The following is an 11559-nucleotide window of genomic DNA, read 5'->3' on the forward strand; positions in this document are numbered from 1 at the left end:
GCTTTGTCGCCAGGACGGGGGAGCGTCGGCGACGACGACCGGCCCGAAGGCCGATCCGGGAATTACAGCAGCGCCTCGACGGCGAGCTTCAGGTCTTCAGGCTTGGTGGTCGGGGCGAACCGTTCGACGACCTGGCCGTCGCGACCGATCAGGAACTTGGTGAAGTTCCACTTGATGCCTTCGGTGCCCAGCAGGCCCTTCTGCTCGTGCTTCAGATAGGCGTAGAGCGGATGGGTCTGGGGACCGTTGACGTCGATCTTGGCCAGGACCGGGAAGGTCACGTCGTAGGTCAGCGAGCAGAAGTTCGCGATCTCCTCGGCGTTCCCGGGCTCCTGGGCCCCGAACTGGTTGCAGGGGAAGGCCAGGATGGTCAGGCCCTTGTCCTTGTACTGCCGGTACAGCGCCTCCAGCCCCTCGTACTGCGGGGTGAAGCCGCACTTGCTGGCCGTGTTGACGATCAGCAGCACCTGGCCGCGATAGTCGGCCAGGCTCACGTCCTGGCCGTCCAGCGTCTTGGCCGAGTAGTCGTAGACGGACATCCCTGCCCCTCCCCGGTTCGAGTTAGACGATCAGGGTCAGCGGTTCTTCGATCAGCGGCTTGAAGGCGGCCAGGAACTTGGCCCCCACCGCGCCGTCGACCACGCGGTGGTCGCAGGTCAGGGTGACGGTCATCACCGTGGCCACGGCCAGCTCGCCGTTCTTGACCACCGGACGCTGCTCGCCGGCTCCGACGCTCATGATCGCGCCCTGCGGCTGGTTGATGATCGAGGCGAAGGCCTTGATGCCGAACATGCCCAGGTTGCTGATCGAGAAGGTGCCACCCTGGAATTCCTCGGGCTTCAGCTTCTTGGACTTGGCGCGGGCCGCCAGGTCCTTCATCTCGGCCGAAATCTGGGCCAGGCCCTTGGTCTCGGCGGCGCGGATGATCGGGGTGATCAGGCCGCCGTCGATGGCCACGGCCACCGCGATGTCGGCATGCTTGTGCAGGGCGATGCCTTCCGGCGAGTACGAGGCGTTGGCCTCCGGCACGCGCTTGAGGGCCACGGCCACGGCCTTGATGATGATATCGTTGACCGACACCTTCACGCCCTGGCCTTCCAGCAGGTGGTTGATCTTGGCGCGGGCGGCCAGCAGCGAGTCGATCTCCAGATCGATCGTCAGCGGGAAGTGCGGCACGTCGCGGAAACTTTCCGTCAGACGACGCGCGATGGTCTTGCGCATCATGTCCAGCGGCGTCAGCTCGTAGGAGCCCGGCGGGATGCCCATCTGCTCCAGGGTCGGGCTGGTGCGACCGCCGGCGGCTGCGGCCGGAGCAGCGGCGGGAGCCGGAGCGGCTGCGGCGGGCTTCGGCGCGGCGGCCGGAGCAGCCGGAGCGCCCTTGCCGGCGGCTTCGACGTCGGCCTTGACCACGCGGCCATGCGGACCAGAGCCCGGGATGGCCTTCAGGTCCAGGTTGGCGGCCGAAGCCAAACGACGGGCCAGGGGCGAAGCGAACACGCGGTCGCCGGCCGGAGCGGCGGCCGGAGCCGCCTTGGCCGGAGCGGCGGTTTCGCCGGCGGCCTGGACGGGCGCGGCGGGCGTCGGAGCAGCCTTCGGGGTTTCGGCGGCGGGCGCGAGCTTGGCCGGCGGCGGAGCCGGGCTCTCGCCCTCGCCGGTCAGCTTGGCGATCTGGGCGTTGACCTTGACGTTCTCGGTGCCGGCGGGAACCAGGATGGCTTCCACCACGCCTTCGTCGACGGCTTCGACTTCCATCGTCGCCTTGTCGGTCTCGATCTCGGCGATCACGTCGCCGGCCTTGACGGTGTCACCCACCTTGACGTGCCACTTGGCGAGGGTCCCCTCCTCCATGGTGGGCGACAGGGCGGGCATCAGGATGTCGATCGACATTGAGCTTCTTCCTCAAGCGTTCGGGACGGCTTCGACCAGAACGGTCGGCGTCCATTTGGCCTTGCGACGGGCAAGGCGTTGTTCGTCCGTTTCGTCGTGGCTGTCCAGCCGTTCGGGCACGCGGTCGGCGAAACCCGGCAGGTCGGTCCCTACGACGTTGAGCGTGGCGTAGGCCAGCCCGTCGTCCTCAATCATCGCCGCCACGTAGACGGCGCATTCGCGGCAGATCAGGAAATCCACCCCGCGCCGCGCGAACCGGTAGCGCATCAGCGATCCCGGCGCGGCGGTGATGTGCAGCCGGCTGCCCGGATCGCTGGTCGTCCGCGCGCCCTGCCGACGGCAGAACGAGCACTGGCAGGCCCGCAGGGCCAGCTCGGCCACCGGCTTGCCGGGATCGAGCTGCACGTGCACCGCGCCGCAATGGCAGGAGCCGTTGAGGGTCTGGGTCATGGAGTCCTCCGCGCCCGTCCACACAGGCCGGGGCCTAGGTGAACGGGCCGGATGATCACCGGTAGCAGACCGTCTTGGCCGCCTTGACGATCTTGGGGACCGACGGCAGCGACAGGGCTTCCAGATTGGCCGCATAGGGCAGCGGCACGTCTTCCTGGTGGACCCGCAGCGGCGGGGCGTCCAGGTAGTCGAAGCCGAACTCGGTGATCCGGGCCACGATCTCGGCGCCGACGCCCATCGGGCCCCAGCCTTCCTCGACCGTCACCAGACGGTTGGTCTTCTTGACGCTTTCCAGGATCGTGGCGTGGTCCATCGGGCGGATCGTGCGCAGGTCGATGACCTCGGCCGAGATACCTTCCTTGGCCAGTTCCTCGGCCGCCTGCAGGGCGAAGCCCACCATGCGGCTGTAGGCCACCAGGGTGACGTCCGAACCTTCGCGGCGAACCTTGGCCTTGCCGATCGGCACGACCCAGTCCTCGACATCGGGAATGTCGAACTCGTGGCCGTACATCATCTCGTGTTCGAGGAAGACGATCGGGTTCGGGTCGCGGATGGCGGCCTTCATCAGGCCCTTGGCGTCGGCCGCGTCATAGGGCGCGACGACCTTCAGGCCGGGGACATTGCCGTACCAGGCCGCGTAGTCCTGGCTGTGTTGGGCGCCGACCCGCGAGGCCGCGCCGTTGGGGCCGCGGAACACGATCGACGACTTGATCTGGCCGCCCGACATGTAGAGCGTCTTGGCGGCCGAGTTGATGATCTGGTCGATCGCCTGCATGGCGAAGTTCCAGGTCATGAACTCGACGATGGGCTTGAGGCCCGCCATGGCGGCGCCGACGCCGAGGCCGGCGAAGCCGTGCTCGGTGATCGGGGTGTCGATGACGCGCTTGTCGCCGAACTCCTGCAGGAGGTCGCGGCTGACCTTGTAGGCGCCCTGGTACTGAGCGACTTCCTCGCCCATCAGGAACACGTTGGGGTCGCGGCGCATCTCTTCGGCCATGGCGTCGCGCAGGGCGTCGCGGACCGTGATCTTCTTCAGCGGCGTGCCTTCCGGGATTTCCGGATCGGCGAAGGTCGAGGCGGCCGAGATCGGCGCGGCGGCGGGCGCGGCGACGACGACCGGAGCCGGAGCGGCTTCAGCGACGGGCGCGGCGGCCGGAGCAGCGGCGGGAGCCGGCGAAGCGGCTTCGCCCTCGCCCTTCAGCTTGGCGATCGGGGTGTTGACCTTCACGTTCTCGGACCCGGCGGGCACGAGGATGGCTTCGATCACGCCTTCATCGACGGCTTCCACTTCCATGGTCGCCTTGTCGGTCTCGATCTCGGCGATCACGTCGCCGGCCTTGACGGTGTCGCCTTCCTTGACCAGCCACTTGGCCAGGGTCCCCTCTTCCATCGTCGGGGACAGGGCGGGCATCAGGATGTCCGTCACTGGGCGGCCTCCAGGTATACGTCGGTGTACAATTCGGAAGGATCGGGCTCGGGGCTGGTGCGGGCGAACTCGGCCGCTTCGGCCACGATGCGCTTCACTTCGCCGTCGATGACCTTCAGGTCGTCTTCGGTGACGCCGGCCTTGGCCAGACGTTCCTTCAGATGGTCGATCGGGTCGCGGGTCTGCTTGACGTTGTCGACCTCGTCCTTGGTCCGGTACTTGGCCGGGTCCGACATCGAGTGGCCGCGATAGCGATAGGTCTTCATCTCGAGGATGTAGGGACCCTGGCCGCTGCGGGCGTGCTCGGCGGCGCGAGCGCCGGCCTCGGCCACCGCCGTCACGTCCATGCCGTCGACTTCCTCGCCCGGGATCCGGAACGAGACGCCGCGCTTGTGGAACGCGGTCTCCGACGCCGAACGCTCGACGCTGGTGCCCATGGCGTACTGGTTGTTCTCGATCACGTACACGACCGGCAGCTTCCAGAGCTGGGCCATGTTGAAGCTTTCGTAGACCTGGCCCTGGTTGGCCGCGCCGTCGCCGAAATAGGCGAAGGCGACATTGCCGTTGCCGCGATAGTGGTTGTTCAGCGCCAGGCCGGTGCCGAGCGACACCTGGGCGCCGACGATGCCGTGGCCGCCGTAGAAGCCGGTCTCGATGTCGAACATGTGCATCGAGCCGCCCTTGCCGTGCGAGGACCCGCCCGCGCGGCCGGTCAGCTCGGCCATGACTTCCTTGGGATCCATGCCGGCGGCCAGCATGTGGCCGTGGTCACGATAGCCGGTGATGATCTGGTCGCCCTTGACCTTGATCGACTCCATGCCGACCGCGATGGCTTCCTGGCCGATGTAGAGGTGGCAGAAGCCGCCGATCAGGCCCATGCCGTACAGCTGGCCGGCGCGCTCTTCGAAGCGGCGGATCAGCAGCATGTCTTGGTAGAATTTCAGAAGCTCGTCCTTGCTGACGAAGGTATTGACACCGGTGGCATCAGCCTTCCCCGCGGGGGCTTCACCCTTGCGCGTACGCGCCATTCAACTCTCCCTGGCCAATCTTCATCGCGGCCTACTCCTGGGCGCCCATCGACCGAATGAACCTTCGGTTCCGCGTAGATGGGGACCCTGTGTCGAACCCGAAACGGCCCAGGCTGGCCTGTTCCGTCGGCAGAACCGAGAACCGGTTTTCCGCTCGGCGCCCTAACGCCGGGTACGGATCACGTAGTCCTTCGGGTCGGTGTATCCCAGGAGAGAACGCGCACGTTCTTCCAGGAGGTCCGCCGACAAACTGCCGCTGCGTAATAGACGAGCACGGGCCTCCAGGTCCATCCTTTCGGCGCGGATCTTCTTCAGCTCCAAGGTCTTGGCGGCGAGATCTGCGTTGCGCTGCGACGTCGAAAGAAGGCCGCGCTCGCCCGTCAGAGCGTGAAACACGAAGTAAGTGATCAGCAGAAGGAGCGCCGCGGTCGGCAGGAAGGGTTGCAGTCGGGCGAACATCAGCGATTCCCAGGAGGGGAAGTTTACCCTGCCCGATCATGCTTAACGCCTTACTAAACGGGCGGTTTGACGGGGTCGGGGCAAGATGTCGAAAGCAGCTTCCTAACGCTTTCATTTGAGATGGTTTCAACGGCATCTAGATACCGCGTCGCAGCATCTAAACGGCCGTTTCCGGCGTTTTTTCGCGGCGATGCAGCGCGGCGGCCAAATCGCTTTTAGAAAAATTGTTGGTGAACTCGGGCGCCCGGCGCCTCGAAAATGGGCCATCGCGGTGGCGATCCCCAGAATCGGAACATCCGAAACGAAAAAAGGCGGCGCCGAAGCGCCGCCTTTCGTCGTCGTTCCGGGGCGCCTTAGCGGCCCTTCAACGCCGCGCGAGCCGCGTAGACGCCCTGGTCGTCCAGGGCTTCCTCGATGCGCAGCAGTTGGTTGTACTTGGCGGTGCGGTCCGAGCGGGCCAGCGAGCCGGTCTTGATCTGACCGCAGTTCAGGGCCACCGCCAGGTCGGCGATGGTGCTGTCCTCGGTTTCGCCCGAGCGGTGGCTCATGACGCTGGTGTAGCCGTGGCGATGGGCCAGTTCGACGGCGTCGATGGTTTCCGACAGCGTGCCGATCTGGTTGACCTTGACCAGGATCGAGTTGGCCAGCCCCTTGTCCAGGCCCATCTGCAGGCGCTTGGGATTGGTCACGAACAGGTCGTCGCCGACCAGTTGGACCTTCTTGCCCAGGGTGTCGGTCAGCAGCTTCCAGCCGTCGAAGTCGTCCTCGGCCATGCCGTCCTCGATCGTCAGGATCGGGAACTTGCCGGCCAGGTCCTCCAGGTACTTGACCATCTGGTCGGGGCTCAGCGACTTGCCCTCGCCTTCCAGCTCGTACTTGCCGTTCTTGAAGAACTCGGTCGAGGCCACGTCCAGGCCCAGGACGAAGTCCTCGCCGGCCTTGTAGCCGGCCTTCTCGCCGGCCTTGACGATGAAGTCGAGCGCGGCTTCGGCCGACGCCAGGTTCGGGGCGAAGCCGCCCTCGTCGCCGACGTTGGTGTTGTGGCCGGCGTCCTTCAGGGCCTTCTTCAGGCTGTGGAAGATCTCGGCGCCCATGCGCAGACCTTCACGGAACTCCTTCGCGCCGGTCGGCAGGATCATGAATTCCTGGATGTCGATCGGATTGTCGGCGTGGGCGCCGCCGTTGATGATGTTCATCATCGGGGTCGGCAGCACGCGGGCGTTCACGCCGCCGACATACTTGTAGAGCGGCAGGCCGGCCGACTCGGCGGCGGCCTTGGCGGTGGCCAGCGAGACGCCCAGGATGGCGTTGGCGCCCAGGCGGCTCTTGTTGGGGGTGCCGTCCAGCTGGATCATCAGGTTGTCGACGCGACGCTGGTCCTCGGCGTCCACGCCCGACAGGGCGTCGAACAGCTCGCCGTTGACCGCGTCCACCGCCGCCTTCACGCCCTTGCCGCCGTAGCGGCCCTTGTCGCCATCGCGCTTTTCGACCGCTTCGTGAGCGCCGGTCGAGGCGCCCGAGGGCACGGCGGCGCGGCCGAAGGCGCCGTCTTCGAGGACGACGTCGACCTCGACCGTCGGATTGCCGCGGCTATCGAGGATTTCGCGGGCGATGATGTCGACGATCTCGGTCATGGGAGCTCCCTTTCAAAAGGCGCTTCCCCTTAGCGGCGCCGCCCTCGAACCGCAACCGGCGCGACCGCTCATCGCCCGAACGAACGTGCGTTCGAGGTCCTCGCAAGCGAAGGTTCAGGCCTCAAGGACCGGCGGCGCCCAGCCCTTGCCCAGGCGGAACTTCACCCGATCCGACCCGAAATCCAGCTCGACCCGGGCGAACATCTTCAGCACGTCCACGCCCAGCAGCACGGCGGGGCGGTTGTTGAGGTTCCAGACGTCGAAGATATGCAGGTCGGCCATGACCAACGGCAGGTTGGTCATGCGCAGCGCCCCCATCTCGATCGACCGCACCACCCGCAGTTCGCCGACCGTCGCCTCGCCCGCCGCGCCGATCAGCCGAAGGGCCATGGACGGCTCGGGCTTTCGGCGCACCCGCAGCTTGATCGCCTCGGCCAGGGCCATGTTGCCCATGCTGGCGCCCGAGCCGCTGTCGATGAAAGCCACGCAGCGCACGCCGCTGACCCGGGCGTTGGCGACCGCCAGCCGCCCGAAGCGGTCGTCGGCCACGACCGAGACCTCGCGCACGCCGGGAAAGGCCGGGGCGAACTGGGTGCTGCGGCGGATTTCCAGCCGCCTGCGGCGGAAATCCATGACCACATTGGCCCGCTCCAGCATGTCGACGCCCAGCAGGCCGTCGACGCCCAGGCGCTCGGACGGCAGGACCGGCAGCTCGGCGTCCTTGATGCGGGAATCGCCGGCCGTCATCAGCGGCACCTTGGCCGTGGGGGTCAGGGCCGAGCCGCCGACGCCGTGCAGCATCACGTCGCGACCGGGCTGCAGGCCCAGCCGGGTGGCCAGCGGGATCGACAGGGCGCTGCGGTCGGCCCCCGTGTCGACGACGAAGGCGAAAGGCCCCTGCCCGTTGATGAACACCTCGACCGTCATGCGGTCGATCTCGTCCAGGGCGGTGTCGAGGAAGACGGTCGGCGGCTCGGCGGCCGCAGGGGGCGCGAGCGGCGGCGGCGTGGTGACGGACGGCGTCTGCAGCGACGTCTTCAGCAGAGGTTCGGGCGTCGTGGATCGAGCCCAGGCCTGGCCGGCCGTCAGCGACAATCCCAGTCCCGCCGTTAGGTTTCGGCGTGTGAGCATGGGTGAATCTCCCTGCCGTCAAGATAACACGGTTTTTCGACAGCGGCGTCGATAACCGGTCATTGCAAGCACGGGAGCGGCCACGCCGCTTGGGGAATAGTGCCAAACAGCGAAAAGGCGGCGGTCCGGAGACCGCCGCCTTTCAGGCTTCGTCCTGTGGCCCGCCGAAACGGGCCGGAAAGACCTTAGTCTTCCTTCGGCGTCAGGATCTGCTTGCCGTTGTACAGACCGGTCTTCAGGTCGACGTGGTGCGGACGGCGCAGTTCGCCCGAGTCCTTGTCTTCCACGAAGGAATTGGCGCCCAGGGCGTGGTGCGACCGGCGCATGTTCCGGCGAGAAGGCGAAGTTTTTCTTTTGGGAACGGCCATCGAAGTGACTCTGCTCGCTGAGCGTGAAAATCGGAAGCGGCGACTCGGGGAATGCCCAGGCCGCCGCGTGAGGGCGCGCTTATGCCCGAATCTCTTCGGAGATGCAACCGCGCTTGTTAGACCAGTCGTCCTTGCTCCTTGGCCGCCGCGATGAAGCTGGCGAACAGGGGGTGCGGGGCGAACGGACGGCTCTTCAGCTCGGGGTGATACTGCACCCCGATGAACCATGGATGGTCCTCGCGCTCGACGATCTCGGGCAGCACGCCGTTGGGCGAGCGGCCGGTCAGTTTCAGGCCGGCGTCCTCCATCAGGTGGGCGTAGCCGATATTGACCTCGTAGCGGTGGCGGTGACGCTCGCTGATGTCGGTGGAGCCGTAGATCTGGGCCACCTTCGAACCGGCGGTCAGGACGGCCTCGTAGGCCCCCAGGCGCATGGTGCCGCCCAGGTCGTCGCCGGAGCGACGCTGGACGGTCTCGTTGCCCTTGATCCACTCGGTCATGACGCCGACCACCGGACGCTCGGTCGGGCCGAACTCGCTGGACGAGGCGTCCGTGATGCCGGCCACGTTCCGCAGGGTCTCGATGACCGCCATCTGCATGCCGAAGCAGATGCCGAAGTACGGCACCTTGCGTTCGCGGGCGAACTGGGCGGCGCGGATCTTGCCCTCGGCCCCCCGCTCGCCGAAGCCGCCGGGCACCATGATGGCGTGGGCGTTCTCGAGCCGCGCGGCGGCCGCGCCCGGATCGCCCTCGAAGGTCTCGCTCTCGACCCAGTCCAGGTTGACCTTGACCTTGTTGGCCAGGCCGCCGTGGTGCAGGGCCTCGATCAGGGACTTATAGGCGTCCTTCAGGACGGTGTACTTGCCGACCACGGCGATGGTCACTTCGCCGTCGGGATGCTGGACGGTCTGGTCGATGGCTTCCCAGCGCGACAGGTCGGGCTTGGGCGCGTCGCTCATGCCGAACACGTCCAGCACCTCGGCGTCCAGACCTTCCTTGTGATAGTCGATCGGCACCGCGTAGATCGAGGCGCTGTCCATGGCCTGGATCACGGCGCTGGGGCGCACGTTGCAGAACTGGGCGATCTTGCGTTTTTCCTCGACCGGGATGTCCTGCTCGCAGCGGCACAGCAGGATGTCGGGCTGAATGCCGATCGAGCGCAGCTCCTTGACCGAGTGCTGGGTCGGCTTGGTCTTCATCTCGCCGGCCGTCTTGATGAACGGCAGCAGGGTCAGGTGCACGTAGCAGCTCTGGCCGCGCGGCAGGTCCTGGCGCAGCTGGCGGATGGCCTCGAAGAACGGCAGGCCTTCGATGTCGCCCACCGTGCCGCCGATCTCGACCAGCACGAAGTCGACCGATTTCTCGCCCGTCTCGTCCAGCGCCGGCGACAGGACGAAGTCCTTGATCTCGTTGGTCACGTGCGGAATCACCTGGACGGTCGCGCCCAGATAGTCGCCGCGGCGCTCCTTCTCGATGATCGTCTTGTAGATCTGGCCGGTGGTGATGTTGTCGGCCTTGGTGGCCGACACGCCGGTGAAGCGCTCGTAGTGGCCCAGGTCCAGGTCCGTCTCGGCCCCGTCGTCGGTCACGAAGACCTCGCCGTGCTGATACGGGGACATCGTGCCCGGATCGACGTTGAGATAGGGGTCGAGCTTACGAAGGCGAACCTTGTAGCCGCGAGCCTGCAGGAGAGCGCCCAGCGCTGCGGAGGCGAGGCCTTTTCCCAAGGAGGAAACCACGCCGCCGGTGATGAAGATGTACCGCGTCATGGGCGCTCAGATTAGCCGTGATTCGCCATCGCCGGTGAAAAGACCGAGGTTCATTCACAGAAAGAATGCGCCGTCCCCCGGCGGGGACGGCTCGGCATCGACAGAAACTCGCAGCCAGCCCTTACTGGGCCGGCTTTTCCGAGGTCGCGGCCGGGGCGCTGACCACCGGAACCGAGGCCGGGGCCTTGGCGGCGGCCGGAGCCTTGGCGGCGGGGGCGACCGGCTTGGGGGCCGAGATGGTCGGGGCCGGGGCGTTCAGTTGCGGCGCGGGAGCGTCCAGCGAGGCCGGGGCGCTGGTCGAGGGCGCGGGAGCGGCCGGCAGGGTCGTCGGGGCCGGAGCCGTCGGCGCGGCCGGCAGCGGCGCGGCGTTCAGGGTCTTGCTGTCCAGGCCGTCCAGCTTCAGGCGTTCGACCACCGAGGCGCCCGAGCCCATGCGGCCGGTCAGGATCGTCAGGGCCAGGCTGATGATCAGGAAGATCGAGAACAGGATCCAGGTCGTGCGGGTCAGAAGGTCGCCGGCGCCGCGGGCGGTCATGAAACCGCCGCCGCCACCGCCCATGCCGAGCGCGCCGCCTTCGGAGCGCTGCATCAGCACCACGCAGATCAGGGCGATGCAAACGAGGATGTTGATGGTCAGCAGTGCGCCGATGAGCATGTCTAAATCGATCTCGATCCGGGCGACGGACACTTCCGTCGCGAAAAACGAAGCGGCCCCTCTATCACTTGAGACGGCCCCGCGCCATAGCTGGGGACGAACCGCCCCCACTCAAGTCCGTACTCGGGTCCTTTCTCGCGCATGATCCTCGAGACCGAACGCCTTAGCCTGACGCCGTTGACCGTCGAGGACGCCCCTTTCGTCTATCCGTTCATGAGCGATCCGGAGGTGATGGCCCACTGGGACCGCGCCGCCATCGAGAATCCCGACGAGGTCCAGGCCGCCGTCGAGGCCCAGGTGGCCGAGATGGCCGAGCGCAAGGCGCTGTACTGGGCCATCCGCCTGACCGCGACGAACGCCTTCCTGGGCTATTGCGAACTGGTCGACCTGGACTGGCGCCACCATCGCGGCGAGCTGGGCTTCATCGTCGCCCGCGAGGGCTGGGGCCAAGGCTACGCCACCGAAGCCGTCACCGCCCTCCTCTCCCACTGCGCCTCGTCCCTGGGGCTGAAGCGCATGATCGCCCGCACCCATGTGGGCGACAATCGCTCGGAGAAGGTGCTGGAGAAGCTGGGTTTCGAGCAGGAAGGCTATCTGAAGGGCCATGTGGACCGTGACGGCGAACGCCGGGACTGCCGGCTGTTTGGGTTGTTGTTTTAAGGCGCTCGGCGCGATGCACTTGCCCCCTACGGACCGCTTCGCGGTCGTCTTCCCCCATAGGGGGAAGAGCTGCGTGCGTGCGGCGTCCTCCG

Annotated in this window: 11 protein-coding genes and 2 pseudogenes; 1 reads left to right on the forward strand and 12 read right to left on the reverse strand. The window is 66.9% G+C overall.

The features are described from left to right. Positions 1-62: 62 nt before the first annotated feature. The 12 genes and pseudogenes from AC07OA_RS10440 to secG all read right to left on the reverse strand — a co-directional run bounded on the left by AC07OA_RS10440 (position 63) and on the right by secG (position 10807). Positions 63-539, reverse strand: a complete 477-nt coding sequence (locus AC07OA_RS10440; RefSeq protein WP_494663727.1) for a glutathione peroxidase — start codon at positions 537-539, stop codon at positions 63-65. Between the two features lie 22 nt (positions 540-561). After that, positions 562-1887, reverse strand: a complete 1326-nt coding sequence (locus AC07OA_RS10445) for a pyruvate dehydrogenase complex dihydrolipoamide acetyltransferase (protein WP_494663728.1) — start codon at positions 1885-1887, stop codon at positions 562-564. Between the two features lie 12 nt (positions 1888-1899). After that, positions 1900-1983, reverse strand: a pseudogene (locus AC07OA_RS10450) (aldehyde-activating protein); the annotation flags it as partial. A gap of 96 nt (positions 1984-2079) precedes the next feature. After that, a pseudogene (locus tag AC07OA_RS10455) lies at positions 2080-2472 on the reverse strand (GFA family protein); the annotation flags it as partial. Further along, positions 2393-3763 (reverse strand): pyruvate dehydrogenase complex E1 component subunit beta, encoded by a 1371-nt coding sequence (locus AC07OA_RS10460; RefSeq protein WP_494663729.1) that lies wholly within the window; start codon positions 3761-3763, stop codon positions 2393-2395. The gene AC07OA_RS10460 and the pseudogene AC07OA_RS10455, both read right to left, overlap by 80 nt. Continuing rightward, entirely contained in the window at positions 3760-4791 is a 1032-nt protein-coding gene (pdhA, locus tag AC07OA_RS10465; protein WP_494663730.1) for a pyruvate dehydrogenase (acetyl-transferring) E1 component subunit alpha, read from the reverse strand. The genes AC07OA_RS10460 and pdhA overlap by 4 nt, the downstream gene beginning before the upstream one ends. A 162-nt stretch (positions 4792-4953) precedes the next feature. Next, a complete protein-coding gene (locus AC07OA_RS10470; protein ID WP_494663731.1) occupies positions 4954-5250 on the reverse strand; it encodes an FtsB family cell division protein in 297 nt (98 codons plus the stop codon). A 353-nt stretch (positions 5251-5603) separates the two neighbouring features. Next, on the reverse strand, positions 5604-6884 hold the full coding sequence (eno, locus tag AC07OA_RS10475; RefSeq protein WP_494663732.1) for a phosphopyruvate hydratase: 1281 nt from the start codon (positions 6882-6884) through the stop codon (positions 5604-5606). 114 nt (positions 6885-6998) lie between these two features. Then, complete coding sequence (locus AC07OA_RS10480; RefSeq protein ID WP_494663733.1) at positions 6999-8015, reverse strand: retroviral-like aspartic protease family protein; 1017 nt, start codon at positions 8013-8015, stop codon at positions 6999-7001. Between the two features lie 185 nt (positions 8016-8200). Continuing rightward, positions 8201-8383 (reverse strand): 50S ribosomal protein L32, encoded by a 183-nt coding sequence (rpmF, locus tag AC07OA_RS10485; protein ID WP_007671126.1) that lies wholly within the window; start codon positions 8381-8383, stop codon positions 8201-8203. Between the two features lie 116 nt (positions 8384-8499). Then, positions 8500-10152, reverse strand: a complete 1653-nt coding sequence (gene pyrG, locus AC07OA_RS10490) for a CTP synthase (protein WP_494663734.1) — start codon at positions 10150-10152, stop codon at positions 8500-8502. 121 nt (positions 10153-10273) lie between these two features. Next, positions 10274-10807 (reverse strand): preprotein translocase subunit SecG, encoded by a 534-nt coding sequence (gene secG, locus AC07OA_RS10495; protein ID WP_494663735.1) that lies wholly within the window; start codon positions 10805-10807, stop codon positions 10274-10276. Between the two features lie 141 nt (positions 10808-10948). Here secG and AC07OA_RS10500 point away from each other — a divergent pair, with 141 nt between their 5' ends. Then, positions 10949-11467 (forward strand): GNAT family N-acetyltransferase, encoded by a 519-nt coding sequence (locus AC07OA_RS10500; protein ID WP_494663736.1) that lies wholly within the window; start codon positions 10949-10951, stop codon positions 11465-11467. Positions 11468-11559: the final 92 nt, after the last annotated feature.

Source organism: Caulobacter sp. GW821-FHT09B08 (assembly GCF_059418225.1).